We start from the raw sequence: 16,587 nt of genomic DNA, 5'->3' as shown, positions 1-16,587 counted from the left end.
CCGTTCAGGCGCCGACGCGGGCTGTCACGATGCTGTCGGGATCGCGGACGGGCTCGCCACGCTTCAGCTTGTCCACGTTATCCATGCCCTCGATGACGCGGCCCCACACCGTATACTGCTTGTCGAGGAAACGGGCGTCGGAGAAGCAGATGAAGAACTGGGAATTAGCCGAGTTCGGGTTCTGCGTGCGGGCCATCGAGCAGATGCCACGCACATGCGGCTCGGCGTTGAACTCCTGCTTCAGGTCGGGCAGGTCCGAGCCACCGGTGCCGGTGCCGTGCGGGCAGCCGACCTGGGCCATGAAGCCGTCGATGACACGGTGGAAGACGATGCCGTCATAGAAGCCGGACGAGGCCAGTTCCTTGATGCGCGCCACATGGTTGGGCGCGAGGTCCGGCAGGAGCTCGATGACAACCTTGCCTTTGGTCGTGTCGAGGATAAGCGTGTTCTCAGGAGACGGTGCCATCGGGCGTTCCTTCTTGGGTCGAGGATTCTATCGATGCGGCTGCGGGATTGCGCCCGACGGTCGCCGGTTCGCAGCAGCCACGCTGATCAAGGTGGACGATATAGGCATGATTGGCGCCGAGGGACAGGGTCGAATGTGTTCATCCCCATCCCGCGCCACGCGATAGCAGGCGCCGGCGAGCGCCGCGCCGACACATGACTGGCAGCCGTCTACTTGGCGCCGGTCGCCATCTGCATCTTGACGATCTTGTCGGGACTGGTGACCGTGCCGTTGTCGGCCTTCGACCCCTTCTTGATCTTGTCGACGACATCCATGCCGGACACCACCTCGCCCACGACCGTGTACTGGCCATTGAGGAAGTCCGCGTCGGCAAAGGTGATGAAGAACTGGGAATTGGCGGAATTCGGGTTCTGCGAACGCGCCATGCCGACCGTGCCGCGCTTGAACGGCGTCTTCGTGAACTCGGCGGGAATGTTCGGCAGGTCGGAACCGCCCATGCCCGTGCCTGTCGGATCACCCGTCTGGGCCATGAAGCCGTCGATCACGCGGTGGAAGACGATGCCGTCATAGAAGCCGCGCTTCGTCAGCGCCTCGATCTGCGCGACGTGCTTGGGCGCAAGGTCCGGACGGAGCTGGATGACGACGCGCCCATCCTTGGTGTCGAGGACAACCTGATGCGGCTTGGCCGTCTGGGCCGAGGCCGGCAGCACCGAGAGAGCCAGCGCGCAGGCCGCGGCGCCGGCGATGGCGCACAGGCGGGCGCGGTACGAGAAGGAAGCAACCGCATTCGTCGAACGCTTCATCAGATAATCTCCAAGAGAACGGTGGGGACGGCCGACCTTTAACCGCCGGCGAATTTGGCCTTGAGCCGCTCCGCGACGGGAGCCGGCACGAAGGACGAGATGTCACCCTTCATGGCAGCGATCTGGCGCACCAAGGTGGCGGTGATGGGGCGGACATCCGGGGACGACGGCAGGAAAATCGTGCCGATGTCGGGTGCCATGGCATCGTTCATGCCCGCCATCTGCATTTCATAGTTCAGGTCCGTGCCGTCACGGAGACCGCGCACCATGATCGAGGCGCCCGCACGGCGCGCGGCGGTCACCGCGAGATCATCGAAGGTGACGATCTCGATCGCGCAACCCGCCGCCGTCCCCACCGGGTCGCAGACCTCCCGCAGCATCTCCGCTCGCTCCCCAGCCGGGAACAGCGGCGCCTTGCCGGGGTGGACGCCGATGGCGATCACCAGCCGGTCCACGAAACGGCAGGCCTGCCGCACCACATCGAGATGACCGTTGGTCACCGGATCGAACGAGCCGGGATAGAAGCCTGTGGCGAGCGGCATGGTCTGCTGCGTCCCCCGTGTTGGCGGCGGTCAATGGGATGCCGTTTGGGCCAAAAGGCTTACAAGGGCGGTCCGGCGACTGCAAGCCCGGATGGATTGCGACGAGCGACAGGCGCTATATCCTTTCCGGGCCGGCGGGCTATCATGGCAGCCGCAATCGTGCTGCGAGAGAGTGTTGATGACCCGATCGTCCAAGAAGAACGGCAAGGCGGCCTCCCCATCCTCCAGTGCTCCGCCAGCCGAGGTTGCAACCGACGCGCTGGCCGACGCGGCGGTCAAGGAGAGCGCGCGGATCGCTGAGGACAAGACCGGCAAGAAGAAGAAACTTCCGGTACAAATCGAGCTGTCCGCGCTCGACAAGCTGATCGCACCCTATCGGATCACCGACGGCAAGAACTTCCGGATTAAGGATCACGATCCTGATGATACCGCTGGCCTTGACCTCAAGGACCACGCGCGGGATCTGCTCGACCGCGGCGTGGCCGCGCTCAGCGCCATCCAGGAAAAGCTTTTTGCCGACAATACTTGGTCTGTTCTCCTCGTGTTTCAGGCGATGGATGCCGCCGGCAAGGACGGCACCATCAAGCACGTCATGTCGGGCATCAATCCGCAGGGCTGCCAGGTCCATGCCTTCAAGGCGCCATCGTCGGAAGAGCTCGACCACGATTTTCTCTGGCGAACCCACCAGCGCCTGCCGGAGAGAGGCCGTATCGGCATCTTCAATCGTTCCTACTACGAGGAAGTGCTGGTGGTGCGCGTCCACCAGGAGATTCTCGATAACGAGGGCTTGCCGCCCAAACTCGTGACCGAGTCGATCTGGGATGACCGGCTGAAGGATATCCGCCACCACGAGCGCTATCTCGCCCGCAATGGCATGCTGATCCTCAAATTTTTCCTGAACGTATCGAAGGACGAACAGAAGAAGCGCCTGCTCCAGCGTATCGACGACCCCGCCAAGAACTGGAAGTTCGAAAGCAAGGATGTCGACGAACGCACCTACTGGAAGGCCTATATGCACGCCTATGAGGAGGCGATCCGGGCCACGGCGAGCGACACCGCACCTTGGTATGTCATTCCCGCCAACAACAAGTGGTTCACGCGGCTCGCGGTCATGACCGCCCTGATCACCGAGATGTCCAAGCTCGGCCTGGACTATCCGAAGCTTGGCGAAGTCGAGCAGCACAAATTGCTCGGCTTCCGCGAGCGGCTTGAAGCGGATTGAAGCGCGGAGCGTTCACGCCTGCGTCAAAGGCGCTTGAGAACAGGCTGCCCGGCGGTGTCGCCCCGATGCGGCGCCAGAGCCTTATCGCCGCCGCGGTTTAGGCAAGGCAAGCCGATAGGCGGCTTGAAGCGCCGATATCAAGGTGGCCTCATCAACGGTTTCGAGGTCGCAACGGGTGATTCCCATGCGCCCCCAGCCTCCCGGCAAAGGCGTGAACACCTGAGGCTCCTGTTCGCAATGGAAGTCACGAAGATCCGCATTAAACATCAGGTTGAGGTCGTTCGCGCCCGCGCCCAATGTCGCGAAGGTCTTGCGGGGCGTGCGAAACGCCACCCGGTCCATATGCGGCGCCTCCCGGGCATGCGGGAAACCGAGCGCGAGTTCGCGCACACGTCCGGCCTCAACGGCCATCGCTTCCCTCCCGCCGTCGCCTGGTGACGTGGCCGCCCAGGCCACCATCGGCCCGTACCCAGGGAGGCTTTGCAGCCTACTCCTTGCGGCCCGCCATGCGCAGAATATGCGTCCATTCCGCATCCGTCACCGGCTGGACGGACAGGCGCGAGTTGTTGACCAGGACCATGTCCTTGAGAGCCGGATCGGTCTTGATCACCTCCAGCGTCACGGCCTGCGGGAGCGCCTCCACCGCCTTCACGTCAACCATTCCAAACCGGCCGGAAGCGTCTGTATGATCGGGATAATACTCCTTGATCACCTCGACGATGCCGACGATCTCCTTGCCTTCATTCGAGTGGTAGAAGAAGCCTTGGTCGCCGATCTTCATAGCCATCAGGTTCAGCTTGGCGCCATGATTGCGGACGCCATTCCAATGCGTGCCCTTCTCGCCGGCATCGCATTGCTGCTGCCACGACCAAGTGGACGGTTCAGACTTGAAGAGCCAATGGGGCATCGCGCGCTCAACTCCTGCAATAAACGCCCTGAAGGCATATACGCTCCCGCCTGTCGATCAAGCCCCATCAGGCCGGCATCAGCAAACGCGCGAAAGTGGCAAGATCGACATTACCGCCGCTGAGAATGACGCCGACCCGCTGGCCCTTGACCGGGACCACGCCGCTGAAGGCAGCCGCGGCGGCGAGACAGCCTGTGGGTTCCACGACCATCTTCATCCGCTCGGCGAAGAAGCGCATGGCCTCGACGAGCGCCGCGTCCGGCACGGTGACCACGTCGTCCACAAGCTCCCGGATGATCGAGAAGGTGATCGCCCCGAGCGCTGTGGTCTGCGCGCCGTCGGCCAACGTCGTGGGGACATCGATGGTGACGATCCGCCCCTCGCGGAAGGAGCGCGCGCCGTCATCGCCGGCCGCCGGTTCGACGCCAATGACCCGGCACCGCGGCGACAGGGCCTTCGCGGCGAGCACCGAGCCGGACAGCAGGCCGCCGCCGCCGAGAGGCACGAGCAGGAGGTCGAGTTCCCCCACGTCGTCGATAAGTTCCTTGGTCGCCGTGCCCTGCCCGGCGATGATCTCGGGATGATCGAAGGGCGGGATAAGAGCGAGCCCTCGCTCACCGGCGATCCGCCGGCCGATGGCCGCGCGGTCCTCGGCGTAGCGGTCATAAAACACAACCTCGCCACCATAGCCGCGCGTGGCCGCGACTTTGATCGCCGGCGCGTCCTTCGGCATGATGATCACCGTGGGCACGCCGAGAAGCTGCCCGGCCAGCGCCACCGCCTGGGCGTGATTGCCCGAGGAGAAAGCCACCGCGCCGCGCGCCTTCTGGTCATCATCAAGCGCCGCGAGCGCGTTGTAAGCGCCCCGGAATTTGAAGGCGCCGACGCGCTGGAAATTCTCGGCCTTGAAGAACAGCGATGCGCCTGTCCTCTCGTCAGCCGTATGCGACGTCATGACAGGTGTGCGATGCGCCAGGCCGGCAATGCGTTCAGACGCGCGGACGACATCATCATAGGTCGGAGCGGAGATCGACATGGGGCGAACTCAAGTCATGAGGAACAGAAAGATGCAGGACGGGACGCCACCATCCTGCCCACAACCGCCGCCAGCTTCAATATGACAACCGTTCGACATAGGCCGACCCGCCGCCGGCTACGGCCGCGCAACAAACAAGGATCAGGCCAAGCCTTGCGTGCAGACAGCCGCGGATGCCAGGGCTCACACTGCAGAAAGCTCACCTGATGAAACAAGAAGCAATTGTAATAATCTGAATCACAACAATAACATGCAATGGCCCACTATCGCGCCTTGAGGAGGCCTCCGGCCGTCGCGCAACAAAAAAGCCCCGGTCATTGCCGGGGCTTTTTCAACGTGCCTGGAAGGTTCTCAGCCGGACAGCACCTATATGTCGGCGCCGGCTTCATCGACGTCGTCGATTCCACCGCCATCCTCGCTGCCGTCGTCGCTGATGTGTTCGACGGAGACCACCTTCTCGTCGTCGGCGGTGTTGAAGACGATCACGCCCTGGCTCGAACGGCCGACGATGCGGATGCCATCGACGGGCACGCGGATCAACTGGCCGCCATTGGTGACGAGCATGATCTGGTCGTTGTCCTCCACGGGGAAGGATTCCACCAAAGCACCGTTGCGACTGTTGACAGCCATCGCGACGATGCCTTTGCCGCCACGGCCGGTGACGCGATACTCATAGGCCGAGGAGCGCTTGCCGTAGCCGTTTTCAGACAAGGTGAGCACGAACTGCTCCGCCGCGCCCATGGCCGCGTAGCGCTCCTGCCCTAGCTCGAGCGTGTCGCTTGCCTCCTCCGCGTCGGCATCGGTCTGGGCCTCGACCGCATCGCCGTTGGCGGACTCGCCATTGGCCGCGCGACGCGCGGCTCCCGCCAGCTTGAGATAGGCCGCGCGCTCGTCGGCGGAAGCTTCCACATGACGCAGGATCGCCATGGAGATGACCTTGTCGCCGGCCGCCAGCGATATGCCGCGCACACCAGTCGAGTCACGCCCCTTGAAGACGCGCACGTCCGTTGTCTCGAAACGGATGCACTGGCCTCTGGCCGTAGTCAGCAGCACGTCGTCCGACTCGGTGCAGATGCCGACGTCGACTATGGAATCGCCTTCGTCGAGCTTCATGGCGATCTTGCCGGCGCGGTTGACCTGCACGAAGTCCGACAGCTTGTTGCGACGCACGCCGCCCGAGGCGGTGGCGAACATCACGTCGAGCGTCGCCCAGCTGGCCTCGTCCTCCACCAGCGGCATGATCGTCGTGATACGCTCGCCTTCCACCAGCGGCAGCATGTTGACGAGCGCCTTGCCGCGGGCGTTCGGCGCGGCGAGCGGAAGCCGCCACACCTTCTCCTTGTAGACCTGGCCCCGCGAGGAGAAGAACAGCACCGGCGTGTGGGTATTGGCGACAAAGAGGCGTGTGACGAAATCCTCGTCGCGCGTCTGCATGCCGGAACGCCCCTTGCCGCCGCGCCGCTGGGCGCGATAGGTCGAGAGCGGCACACGCTTGATATAGCCGGCGTGGCTCACGGTGACGACCATGTCCTCGCGCTGGATCAGGTCCTCGTCATCGACATCGGAATCCCAATCGAGGATTTCCGTGCGGCGCGGGGTAGCGAAGGCATTCTTGATGGCCGCGAGCTCGTCCCTCACGATCCCCAGGATGCGCGCGCGCGACCGCAGGATGTCGAGGTAATCCGCGATCTCGACCGCGAGCTTGTTCAACTCGTCGGCGATCTCGTCCCGACCCAGTGCCGTCAGGCGGCGCAGCGGCAGGTCGAGGATGGCGCGGGCCTGGGTTTCGGAGAGCCTGTAGGTGCCGTCCTCTGCCACGCGATGGTTCGGATCGTCGATCAGGGCGATCAGCGCCGCGACGTCATGGGCCGGCCAGTGGCGCGACATCAGCGCTTCGCGGGCCGTATTGGTGTCGGCTGACGAGCGGATGAGCTGAATGATCTCATCGATATTGGCGACCGCGATGCCGAGGCCGACCAAGATATGGGCGCGGTCGCGAGCCTTGTTGAGCAGATACTTCGTGCGCCGGGAGACAACCTCCTCACGGAAATCCACGAAGGCGCGGATCATGTCATAGAGGTTCAGGAGTTCCGGCCGGCCACCGTTCAGCGCCACCATATTCGCGCCGAAACTCGTCTGCAGCGCGGTGAACCGGTAGAGTTGGTTCAACACCACATCGGCGACCGCGTCGCGCTTCAGCTCGATCACGATGCGCATGCCATCGCGATCGGACTCGTCGCGCAGGTCGGAAATGCCCTCGATCCGCTTCTCGCGAACGAGATCAGCGATCTTCTCGATCAGCGCCGCCTTGTTCACCTGATAGGGAATCTCGGTGACGATGATCGCCTCGCGATCCTTCCGGATCTGCTCGACGGAGGCCCGGGCGCGCATGATGATCGAACCGCGACCGGTCGAATAGGCCGACCGGATGCCGCCACGCCCAAGGATGGTCGCGGCCGTCGGGAAGTCCGGTCCGGGCACGATCTCGGTCAGCGCCTCGAGGCTTATGTCCGGATCCTCGATATAGGCGAAGCATGCGTCCACCACCTCACCGAGATTATGCGGCGGGATGTTGGTCGCCATGCCGACGGCGATGCCGCCCGCACCATTCACCAGGAGGTTCGGGAAGCCCGCCGGCAGAACCGTGGGCTCGCGCTCGCTGTTGTCGTAGTTGTCCTGGAAATTGACCGTGTCTTTGTCGAGATCGTCCAGGAGCGCCATGGCGGGCTTGGCGAGCCGCACCTCGGTATAACGCATCGCCGCCGGCGGGTCGGCATCGACGGAGCCGAAGTTCCCCTGCCCGTCGAGCAGCGGCAGGCGCATGGAAAAATCCTGCGCCATGCGCACCAGCGCGTCATAGATCGATTGGTCGCCATGCGGGTGATATTTACCGATGACGTCACCGACCACGCGCGCCGACTTGCGATAGGGCTTGTCGGGCGTATAGCCGTTTTCATACATGGAGTAGAGGATGCGGCGGTGCACAGGCTTCAGGCCGTCACGCACATCCGGCAAGGCGCGGCTCACGATCACGCTCATGGCGTAATCGAGATAGCTGCGCTTCATCTCATCGGAGATCGACACCAGAGCGATGCCGCCGCCGATCTTCTCGTCATCATCTGCCAAGAGAGAGTTCCAACAAAAAAATCAGAAAGGGGCCTTTGGAGCGTCCGAACGGACCTCATCCGCAATGGAGGGCGGTCTATGCCACGACAGCCATTCCATTCAGGCCCCAGCCCGCCGGACGCAACCCGCCCGCATGATGGGGAAACGCACCTGATTCAACGATTTCATGAGCGATCTCATCGAAGAAAGGGATGCACTTTACCAGTACCATGCTCTAACGCATCCGCGGGCGAAAAGCCAGCGCTGACACCCCCTGTTCACGATTTAATTATCAATATATATCAATAACTTACCTGAACCGGGTAATTCGATCCGCATCCATCGGCCGCGCGCGAAGCGCACAACGGCCGATTCTGACGATTCGCGGCGCATTTTTCCCGCCGCCGGCGGCCGCAAACGCCCCCGAGCCAAGACCTGTCCGGCTGCCTCCACCTGTCACCGGACCGTCGCCGGACTGCCCTAAGGTCGCGACCTTCCGGGCCCCAGATCCGCACCAACGCCAGCCCGTCAGTGGTCCTCCTGGAACAAGCCGATGCTCCGAACACGCCTTTCATTGCTGGCTGCCGCCTTCGTTGGCCTCACCCAAATTGGCCTCGCGCCTGCCGCCCTCGCCGCCGAGAACCTGCCCCGCGCCGTGACGTTGCGTTTCATCGGCGAGAGAAGCCTTCCCGCCCACACTGATGTGGATGGAACGCGGGTCGGTGGGCTCTCGGGGCTTGCCTTCGACGGCGCGAGCAAGACCTGGATCGCCCTCAGCGACGACCGCTCGGAGAAGGCCCCCGCCCGCTTCTACACCCTGAGGCTCGACTATGACGCCTCCGGCTTCCGCGGCGTGACAGTCGACAGGGCCGTCACACTGCTCGAAACGGACGGCAAGCCATTCCCAATACGGAGCATCGACCCGGAAGCCCTGCGCCTTCATCCCGCAGGCGGCGCGCTCTACTGGACGAGCGAAGGCGACGCGACCACCGGCGTCGACCCTGTGCTGCGGGCAGCCACCGCCGACGGGCGTTTCCTGCGTGAGATCAAGCTGCCGGAGCGCTACCGCGTCAGCATCGACGCCAAGGTCGATGCCAAGCGCGGGCCGCGCAACAATCTTGCCTTCGAAGGACTGGCGCTGACGCCGGACGCGGCAACCCTGATCGTCGCCCTGGAAAACGCGCTTGTGCAGGACGGTCCGAAAGCCTCGCTGACGGAAACGAGCCCCGTGCGTGTTGCCACCTTCGACGTGGCGTCAGGGCAGGCCGGCCCCGAATGGGTCTATGTGACCGATCCGATCCGCATGGCCCCGGCCAAGGCGGGCGGCTTCGCGGACAATGGCGTATCGGACATTCTCGCGCTCGACGCGGAAACGCTGCTCGTCATGGAGCGCGGCTACAGCGCGGGCAAGGGCAACGATATCCGTCTCTATCGCACGCACCGGCGGAACGCGACGGACGTCTCCGCCATCGACGCGCTCTCCGGCGCGACATGGACGCCCCTCGACAAGGCGCTCGTGCTGGATCTTACAACCCTTGGCGTTGCCCTCGACAATTTCGAGGGCATGGACTTCGGTCCGCGGCTGGAGAACGGCAACCGCACGCTGGTCATCGTCTCCGATGACAATTTCAACGACGCGCAGACCACCAAGTTCCTGGCCTTCGAGGTCATCGAGAAGTCCGGGGATTAGCGTGGGGAGACTGTAGCGCTCCCGGTGTGTGACGGGACATCCTGCCCCATCCTGTCCAACAACGCCCGATCCCTAACCTTCAGGGGAGGGATCGGCGAAGACGGCCTCGTGCATGCCCGATGCCCGGCGCGGAAGGGTCCAGCGCCGCGTTTCAGACTAGAACGGAATATCGTCGTCGAGGTCACTGGCGTATTTCGAACCGCCGCTCGCGGCCGGGCGCCTGTCTGAAGAGCGTTGTTCCATGGGCGAGGCGCGGCCGAAGTCGCCACCGCGCGAACCGCCGTAGCTGTCGTCCTCGATGGCGCCGCCGCCCTCGCCGCCCCGGCTGTCGAGAATGGTGAGCTCGCCACGGAAGCGCTGCAACACGATTTCGGTGGTGTAGCGCTCCTGACCGTCCTTGTCCTGCCATTTGCGGGTCTGGAGCTGGCCCTCGAGATAAACCTTCGAGCCCTTGCGCAGATATTGCTCGGCGATCTTCGCGAGGTTCTCGTTGAAGATCACCACGCTATGCCATTCCGTGCGCTCACGGCGCTCACCGGTGGCCTTGTCGCGCCAGGTCTCCGATGTGGCGATGCGCAGGTTGACGACCGGATCTCCCGAGCCGAGCCGGCGCGTCTCGGGGTCACGCCCGAGATTTCCGACCAGAATGACCTTATTGACGCTGCCTGCCATAACGGACCTCCACGGCCAAGCCGAACCAAACCACGAACGCAGCCACCCGGTCGAGACCCAACGGGACGCAGAACGACTGCGCAGGCTCTCCACTCGCGGGCACCGGGATCTGGCTCAGCACATTCCAAAGCCTACAATTGGTCCGGACACTAGCCGATCATCCCCGCCGCCGTCGCCCGAGGGCACGGGCTTGTCCACATGCAATGGCAGTCGTGATGATAACCCGCAATGAAACCGAACCGCGGCACGATAAAATGTTCTCTTTCTGTTCTAGACAGAATATCCAAAGTCTGCAACTCTCCCGGTGTCAAAAACACGTGGATGCAAGACACGTGGATGATTCAGAGATCGGAGCCGCGGCCTCGATAGGCATCTGTCCGGTAACAGCGCCGGTACGGAACCGTACGCTGTCACGCGACCCGATCCGCGATCGTCCGGGTCGAGGCGCGGGGCTTTGTCGTGCAAAACGCGAGCCACTGGCATAAATGGACCGGAAGGCCCATGTAGTTGCCCGTACCCGCCCCGGGATACGGGCTGTTGATCTCGTCCCTCGCGCATGACGACAAGCCATGTGAGAAGGGCGGGCTCCTTTTTCATGTCGTTCGTCGTTCAGCGCTCCAGGCGCCGTCCGCTCCTGTCGATCACACCTGTCCGTTGAGAGCCATGGCTCAGAAATCGAAGAAGAACCCCACGGTCACCGCCTCCCCGGCGGACACATCATCGACGGCCAAATCATCGGTCGCCAAATCGTCGGCCAACAAGGCACCGGCCAAGGAGGCATCGGCCAAGAAGGCATCGATTGCCGTGGCAACGACCGCCGCGACACCGGTCAAGAAAGCCGCGGTCGTCCTGCCGGAAAGCCGGCGTCTCAACCATGATGGGCCGACGCGCATGCTCACCATCCGGGGAGCACGGGAGCACAATCTCAAGAACGTCGACCTCGCGGTCCCGCGTGACAAGCTGGTCGTGTTCACGGGCCTTTCCGGGTCGGGCAAATCGTCGCTGGCCTTCGACACGATCTATGCGGAGGGCCAGCGCCGCTACGTCGAATCCCTGTCGGCCTATGCCCGGCAGTTTCTGGAGATGATGCAGAAGCCGGACGTCGACGAGATCGACGGCCTGTCGCCTGCCATCTCCATCGAGCAGAAGACCACCTCGAAGAATCCACGCTCCACGGTTGGCACGGTCACCGAGATCTACGATTACATGCGCCTTCTCTGGGCACGCGCCGGCGTGCCCTATTCGCCGGCCACCGGCCTGCCGATCGAGAGTCAGACTGTCAGCCAGATGGTCGACCGCATCCTGGCCCTGCCGGAGAAGACGCGCCTCTATCTGCTGGCGCCTGTCGTGCGCGGCCGCAAGGGCGAATACCGGAAGGAACTCGCCGATTTCATGAAGCGCGGCTTCCAGCGCGTGAAGATCGACGGCACTTATTACGAGATCGCCGACGCACCCAATCTCGACAAGAAGCTGAAGCACGATATCGACGTGGTGGTCGATCGCGTTGTCGTCCGCGCCGACATCGCGGCGCGCCTGGCGGAATCGCTAGAAACGTCGCTTGAGCTCGCCGAAGGTATCGCGGTGATTGAGTTCGCCGACGAAACAGACGCCAAGGGCGCTCCCCGCCGCGATGTGCTCTCGTCGAAATTTGCCTGCCCGGTGTCCGGCTTCACGATCCCGGAGATCGAGCCGCGGCTTTTCTCCTTCAATAATCCCTATGGCGCCTGCCCGGTCTGCGACGGGCTTGGGCACGAGATGCGGATCGATCCCGACCTTGTGGTGCCGGATCATAAGCTAACCCTGCGCGGCGGCGCGATCGCCCCCTGGGCACGCTCGACGTCACCCTATTACGGGCAGACGCTCGACGCGCTGGCGCGCCACTACGGCTTCTCGGTGACGAAACCGTGGAGCGAGCTGCCGGAGAAAGCACAAGACGTCATCCTCTACGGCAGCGGCGCGACGTCGGTGCGCTTCTCCTATGAGGACGGCCTGCGCGCCTACGAGGTCAACAAGCCCTTCGAGGGCGTGATCTCCAACCTCGAACGCCGCTGGAAGGAGACCGAAAGCGATTGGGCGCGCGAGGAAATCGGCCGCTTCATGAGCGAGACGCCCTGCGCGGCCTGCGGCGGGCACCGCCTCAAGCCGGAAGCGCTCGCGGTCAAGGTCGGCCATCGCCACATCAGCGAGGTGGCGCAGCTCTCCGTGCGCGACGCGCGGGATTGGTTCGACGCCGTTCCCAATCAGCTCAACGCCAAGCAGAACGAGATCGCCGGCCGTATCCTCAAGGAGATTCGCGACCGTCTGGTGTTCCTGCTGGACGTCGGCCTCGACTATCTCACGCTCGCGCGCGCCTCGGGAACCCTGTCCGGCGGTGAGAGCCAGCGCATTCGCCTCGCGAGTCAGATCGGTTCGGGGCTGACAGGCGTGCTCTACGTTCTCGACGAACCGTCGATCGGCCTGCATCAGCGCGACAACGAGCGGTTGCTGCAGACGCTGAAGCGGCTGCGCGACCTCGGCAACACGGTCATCGTCGTCGAGCATGACGAGGACGCCATCCTGACGGCCGACTATGTTGTCGATGTCGGGCCGGGCGCCGGCATCCATGGCGGCGAGATCGTCGCGCAGGGCACACCGAACGACATCCTGGCCAATCCAGCCTCGCTGACCGGCCGCTATCTCACCGGCGAACTCGGCGTGCCCCTGCCGGCGAAGCGCCGCAAGCCACAGAAGGGACGCCAGCTCACCATATCAGGCGCGCGCGGCAACAACCTCAAGGACGTGACTGCGGCTTTCCCGCTCGGCACCTTCACCTGCGTCACGGGCGTGTCTGGCGGCGGCAAGTCGACGCTCGTCATCGACACGCTTTATAAGGCGGTGGCGCGGCGGCTGAACAATGCGCTGGAGCACCCCACGCCTTTCGATGACATCGGAGGCCTGGAACATCTCGACAAGGTCATCGACATCGACCAGTCGCCGATCGGCCGCACCCCGCGGTCGAACCCGGCCACCTATACCGGCGCGTTCACCCCGATCCGCGAATGGTTCGCCGGTTTGCCGGAGGCCAAGGCGCGTGGCTACCAGCCGGGACGCTTCTCCTTCAACGTCAAGGGCGGGCGCTGCGAAGCCTGCCAGGGCGACGGTGTCATCAAGATCGAGATGCACTTCCTTCCCGACGTCTACGTCACCTGCGACGTGTGCAAAGGCAAGCGGTACGATCGCGAGACGCTGGAGGTGAAGTACCGCCAGCGCTCCATCGCCGATGTGCTCGATATGACGGTGGACGAGGCGCGTGACCTGTTCCATGCCGTGCCGGCGATCCGCGACAAGATGGAAACGCTGTCGCGTGTCGGTCTCGGCTACATCAAGGTCGGTCAGCAGGCCACCACCCTGTCGGGCGGCGAGGCGCAACGCGTCAAGCTGTCGAAGGAATTGTCCAAGCGCGCGACGGGCCGCACGCTCTATATCCTCGACGAGCCGACCACGGGCCTGCATTTCCACGATGTCGCCAAGTTGCTCGAGGTACTGCACGAGCTCGTCGAGCAGGGCAACACCGTCATCGTCATCGAGCACAACCTGGAGGTCATCAAGACGGCCGACTGGGTCATCGACATGGGCCCGGAGGGCGGCGACGGCGGCGGCACCATTGTGGCGCAAGGCACGCCGGAGACAATTGCCAAATCTTCGAGCAGTCACACGGGCAGATTCTTGGCAGAGGTCCTCGAAAGGCGACCACTTCGCACACGCAACCAAGCGGCTGCGGAATAGCTCCTAGCCTCGATTTTGCCCTTTTTTGGGGATTTCGGCCCATATGTAACTAAATTCTTACCCTATCGGCACCATGGACATGCTTCCAGCGCATGACTGTCATTCAGAATCTCCCCTGCCTGAAATCGAGGCAAAGGCCTATATGCTGCATCGCAACAAGGCGAGATCGGCAGCATCCGCGAAGCCCCTCGCCAGCAGGAGATTAAAATGATTGTCACGCATATCCTCGCCAAGATCCGCAGCTACCTGCGTTACCGCGATACCGTCCGTGAGCTGTCCCGCCTGTCGGACCGCGAACTCAACGATCTCGGCCTGTCCCGTTGGGATATCCCCTTCATTGCGCGCAAGCACACGAAGGTCGGTGCCTGATCGTCGGGATCACATAGATCCTGGCTCGTAACGCCCGCCCGTTTGGCGGGCGTTCGTGTTTTGAGACGACGAATGCGGTGATAGCGCCCCAGACGTCACAAAGGAGCCGATATCGATCCATACCGCTGTCGACCATTGTGCCAGTCGATATTGCGGAGCTGAAATTCATGGCGACGATTATCCTGCCTAATGCCGATGGTTCTTCCTCGGAATTTCCGGTCGATAATTTCAAGTTCAGAACCCAGGATGGCGTCGAGTTAGAAGTCCATTGCCCATCTGACGGGAACACGCGCCGGGGCGACCTCGTGCTCTGTGTGTTCACCGAGGAGCACTCTCTGGTTGTTCGGCCTTGCTGTTCGAATGTGATTGCTGTGGGTCTGGAGGTGCGTAAGCTCAAATCGGCCGACGTGTCAGAAGCGGATTCGCCGACCTAGCCCATTTTCCGGAAAGCCATGCCACCGCGTGTAGCCAGGAAGCCGAGTGTTAAGAACGGGCACGCTTTTGCTGTCCGACTCATAAGGACAGGCGGTAAGAGCTTGACGGCCGACGTGGCCGCTCCCACAACAGCCGCATGGTTCAGTCCCCTTCCTCCTCTCGCCCGCTTCATGTCATCGGCGGTGGTCTCGCCGGCTCCGAAGCCGCCTGGCAGATCGCTCAGTCCGGCCAGTCCGTCGTCCTTCATGAGATGCGGCCGACGACGGCGACGCCCGCCCACAAAGGCGAAGGCTTGGCGGAGCTCGTGTGCTCCAACTCCTTCCGCTCCGATGACGCCGAGACAAACGCTGTCGGTCTTCTTCATCAGGAGATGCGCGGGCTGTCCTCACTCATCATGGCGATGGCAGACCGTCACCAGGTGCCGGCCGGAGGCGCATTGGCTGTCGACCGGGAGGGCTTCTCCGCCGCGGTGACCTCCGCGCTGGCCGCCCACCCCAATGTCGAGATCGTCCGGACGGAGGTTGCCGGCCTGCCGCCGGATGAGTGGGGCGAAGCCATCATTGCCACTGGCCCCCTCACCTCTCCATCGCTGGCGGATGCCATAAGGAGCCTCACCGGCGAGGGTGAGCTCGCCTTCTTCGATGCGATCGCACCGATCATCCATCGCGATTCCATCAATATGGACATCGTCTGGGCGCAATCCCGCTACGACAAGGCCGGTCCGGGTGGCACGGGCGCCGACTATCTCAACTGCCCGATGACCCGCGAGGAATATGAGGCCTTCGTCGATGCCTTGCTCGCGGGCGAAACCACCGACTTCCGCGAATGGGAAAAGGACACTCCCTACTTCAACGGTTGCCTGCCGATCGAGGTCATGGCCGCGCGCGGGCGCGAAACCCTGCGTCACGGGCCCATGAAGCCGGTCGGCCTCACCAATCCGCGCAACCCCGACGTAAAACCCTATGCCATCGCGCAGCTCCGGCAGGACAACGCCCTTGGCACGCTCTTCAACATGGTCGGCTTCCAGACGAAGCTCCGCCACGGCGCACAGGTCGATGTGCTGCGGATGATCCCCGGCCTGGAGCGCGCGGAATTCGCGCGCCTCGGCGGCCTGCACCGCAATACCTTCCTCAATTCGCCCAAGCTCCTTGATCCGCGCCTGCGCCTCAAGGCTCTGCCACGCCTGCGCTTCGCCGGCCAGATCACCGGCTGCGAGGGCTATGTCGAAAGCGCGGCGGTCGGACTGATGGCCGGGCGGCTCGCCGCAGCCGAACGCGAGGGCCGCGAGATCACCCTGCCGCCGGCGACGACGGCGCTCGGTGCCCTTCTCAACCACATCACTGGCGGCCACATCGCGGCCATCGATGCCGGACCGCAGTCCTTCCAGCCGATGAATGTCAATTTCGGCCTGTTCCCGCCGCTCGAAGGCGCGGTCAAGAGCCCGGACGGCAAGCGCCTGCGCGGCCCCGCCAAGGCCGTCGCCAAGAAGAAGGCGCTGACGGACCGGGCGAGGGCCGATTTCGCGAGTTGGCGCGCGACCTTGCCCGAGCCGGCGCTGGCTGTGGCCTGATCGGA

14 protein-coding genes are annotated in these 16,587 nt (G+C 63.6%); 6 read left to right on the top strand and 8 right to left on the bottom strand.

What is annotated here, in order from left to right; genetic code table 11:
- Positions 1-4: 4 nt before the first annotated feature.
- From KIO74_RS03490 to coaD, 3 genes are all read right to left on the bottom strand, one after another.
- Entirely contained in the window at positions 5-466 is a 462-nt protein-coding gene (locus tag KIO74_RS03490; protein ID WP_213330553.1) for a peptidylprolyl isomerase, read from the bottom strand.
- 209 nt (positions 467-675) lie between these two features.
- Positions 676-1,269, bottom strand: coding sequence for a peptidylprolyl isomerase (locus tag KIO74_RS03485; RefSeq protein WP_213330551.1), 594 nt, complete (start codon positions 1,267-1,269; stop codon positions 676-678).
- Positions 1,270-1,307: 38 nt separating this feature from the next.
- Positions 1,308-1,811, bottom strand: coding sequence for a pantetheine-phosphate adenylyltransferase (coaD, locus tag KIO74_RS03480; RefSeq protein ID WP_213330549.1), 504 nt, complete (start codon positions 1,809-1,811; stop codon positions 1,308-1,310).
- Between the two features lie 178 nt (positions 1,812-1,989).
- On the opposite strand from coaD, the gene KIO74_RS03475 reads away from it, so the two are divergent.
- Positions 1,990-3,033, top strand: coding sequence for a polyphosphate kinase 2 family protein (locus KIO74_RS03475; protein ID WP_213330547.1), 1,044 nt, complete (start codon positions 1,990-1,992; stop codon positions 3,031-3,033).
- A gap of 81 nt (positions 3,034-3,114) precedes the next feature.
- On the opposite strand, the gene KIO74_RS03470 is transcribed toward KIO74_RS03475, so the two are convergent.
- The 4 genes from KIO74_RS03470 to gyrA all read right to left on the bottom strand — a co-directional run bounded on the left by KIO74_RS03470 (position 3,115) and on the right by gyrA (position 8,042).
- Positions 3,115-3,444, bottom strand: coding sequence for an MmcQ/YjbR family DNA-binding protein (locus tag KIO74_RS03470; protein WP_213330545.1), 330 nt, complete (start codon positions 3,442-3,444; stop codon positions 3,115-3,117).
- Positions 3,445-3,520: 76 nt separating this feature from the next.
- On the bottom strand, positions 3,521-3,940 hold the full coding sequence (locus KIO74_RS03465) for an EVE domain-containing protein (RefSeq protein ID WP_213330543.1): 420 nt from the start codon (positions 3,938-3,940) through the stop codon (positions 3,521-3,523).
- A gap of 67 nt (positions 3,941-4,007) precedes the next feature.
- Positions 4,008-4,976 carry a threo-3-hydroxy-L-aspartate ammonia-lyase gene (locus KIO74_RS03460; RefSeq protein ID WP_213330541.1) on the bottom strand — a complete coding sequence of 323 codons (969 nt, stop codon included), beginning with the start codon at positions 4,974-4,976 and terminating at the stop codon, positions 4,008-4,010.
- A gap of 366 nt (positions 4,977-5,342) precedes the next feature.
- Positions 5,343-8,042 (bottom strand): DNA gyrase subunit A, encoded by a 2,700-nt coding sequence (gyrA, locus tag KIO74_RS03455; protein WP_213334030.1) that lies wholly within the window; start codon positions 8,040-8,042, stop codon positions 5,343-5,345.
- 592 nt (positions 8,043-8,634) lie between these two features.
- Between gyrA and KIO74_RS03450 the strand changes: the two genes are divergently transcribed.
- Positions 8,635-9,771 (top strand): esterase-like activity of phytase family protein, encoded by a 1,137-nt coding sequence (locus KIO74_RS03450; protein ID WP_213330539.1) that lies wholly within the window; start codon positions 8,635-8,637, stop codon positions 9,769-9,771.
- A 156-nt stretch (positions 9,772-9,927) separates the two neighbouring features.
- On the opposite strand, the gene ssb is transcribed toward KIO74_RS03450, so the two are convergent.
- Positions 9,928-10,443, bottom strand: a complete 516-nt coding sequence (gene ssb, locus KIO74_RS03445; protein ID WP_213330537.1) for a single-stranded DNA-binding protein — start codon at positions 10,441-10,443, stop codon at positions 9,928-9,930.
- An 891-nt stretch (positions 10,444-11,334) separates the two neighbouring features.
- Here ssb and uvrA point away from each other — a divergent pair.
- From uvrA to trmFO, 4 genes are all read left to right on the top strand, one after another.
- Entirely contained in the window at positions 11,335-14,208 is a 2,874-nt protein-coding gene (gene uvrA, locus KIO74_RS03440) for an excinuclease ABC subunit UvrA (RefSeq protein WP_213334028.1), read from the top strand.
- A 207-nt stretch (positions 14,209-14,415) separates the two neighbouring features.
- Positions 14,416-14,577 (top strand): DUF1127 domain-containing protein, encoded by a 162-nt coding sequence (locus KIO74_RS03435; protein WP_213320940.1) that lies wholly within the window; start codon positions 14,416-14,418, stop codon positions 14,575-14,577.
- A 167-nt stretch (positions 14,578-14,744) separates the two neighbouring features.
- Complete coding sequence (locus KIO74_RS03430; protein WP_213330535.1) at positions 14,745-15,011, top strand: hypothetical protein; 267 nt, start codon at positions 14,745-14,747, stop codon at positions 15,009-15,011.
- Between the two features lie 137 nt (positions 15,012-15,148).
- Entirely contained in the window at positions 15,149-16,582 is a 1,434-nt protein-coding gene (gene trmFO, locus KIO74_RS03425; RefSeq protein WP_213330533.1) for a methylenetetrahydrofolate--tRNA-(uracil(54)-C(5))-methyltransferase (FADH(2)-oxidizing) TrmFO, read from the top strand.
- The last annotated feature ends 5 nt before the right edge of the window (positions 16,583-16,587 follow it).

The organism is Chelatococcus sp. HY11 (assembly GCF_018398335.1).
Lineage (GTDB): Bacteria > Pseudomonadota > Alphaproteobacteria > Rhizobiales > Beijerinckiaceae > Chelatococcus.
Note: the sequence above shows the minus strand (reverse complement) of the source record. Positions and strands in the feature narration are given on the sequence as shown.

What these genes read in the sequence shown, in the direction of transcription:
- KIO74_RS03490 (WP_213330553.1), bottom strand. Translation starts at nt 466, where the DNA reads ATGGCACCGTCTCCTGAGAACACGCTTATCCTCGACACGACCAAAGGC.
- KIO74_RS03485 (WP_213330551.1), bottom strand. Translation starts at nt 1,269, where the DNA reads ATGAAGCGTTCGACGAATGCGGTTGCTTCCTTCTCGTACCGCGCCCGC.
- coaD (WP_213330549.1), bottom strand. Translation starts at nt 1,811, where the DNA reads ATGCCGCTCGCCACAGGCTTCTATCCCGGCTCGTTCGATCCGGTGACC.
- KIO74_RS03475 (WP_213330547.1), top strand. Translation starts at nt 1,990, where the DNA reads ATGACCCGATCGTCCAAGAAGAACGGCAAGGCGGCCTCCCCATCCTCC.
- KIO74_RS03470 (WP_213330545.1), bottom strand. Translation starts at nt 3,444, where the DNA reads ATGGCCGTTGAGGCCGGACGTGTGCGCGAACTCGCGCTCGGTTTCCCG.
- KIO74_RS03465 (WP_213330543.1), bottom strand. Translation starts at nt 3,940, where the DNA reads ATGCCCCATTGGCTCTTCAAGTCTGAACCGTCCACTTGGTCGTGGCAG.
- KIO74_RS03460 (WP_213330541.1), bottom strand. Translation starts at nt 4,976, where the DNA reads ATGTCGATCTCCGCTCCGACCTATGATGATGTCGTCCGCGCGTCTGAA.
- gyrA (WP_213334030.1), bottom strand. Translation starts at nt 8,042, where the DNA reads ATGAAGCGCAGCTATCTCGATTACGCCATGAGCGTGATCGTGAGCCGC.
- KIO74_RS03450 (WP_213330539.1), top strand. Translation starts at nt 8,635, where the DNA reads ATGCTCCGAACACGCCTTTCATTGCTGGCTGCCGCCTTCGTTGGCCTC.
- ssb (WP_213330537.1), bottom strand. Translation starts at nt 10,443, where the DNA reads ATGGCAGGCAGCGTCAATAAGGTCATTCTGGTCGGAAATCTCGGGCGT.
- uvrA (WP_213334028.1), top strand. Translation starts at nt 11,335, where the DNA reads ATGCTCACCATCCGGGGAGCACGGGAGCACAATCTCAAGAACGTCGAC.
- KIO74_RS03435 (WP_213320940.1), top strand. Translation starts at nt 14,416, where the DNA reads ATGATTGTCACGCATATCCTCGCCAAGATCCGCAGCTACCTGCGTTAC.
- KIO74_RS03430 (WP_213330535.1), top strand. Translation starts at nt 14,745, where the DNA reads ATGGCGACGATTATCCTGCCTAATGCCGATGGTTCTTCCTCGGAATTT.
- trmFO (WP_213330533.1), top strand. Translation starts at nt 15,149, where the DNA reads ATGGTTCAGTCCCCTTCCTCCTCTCGCCCGCTTCATGTCATCGGCGGT.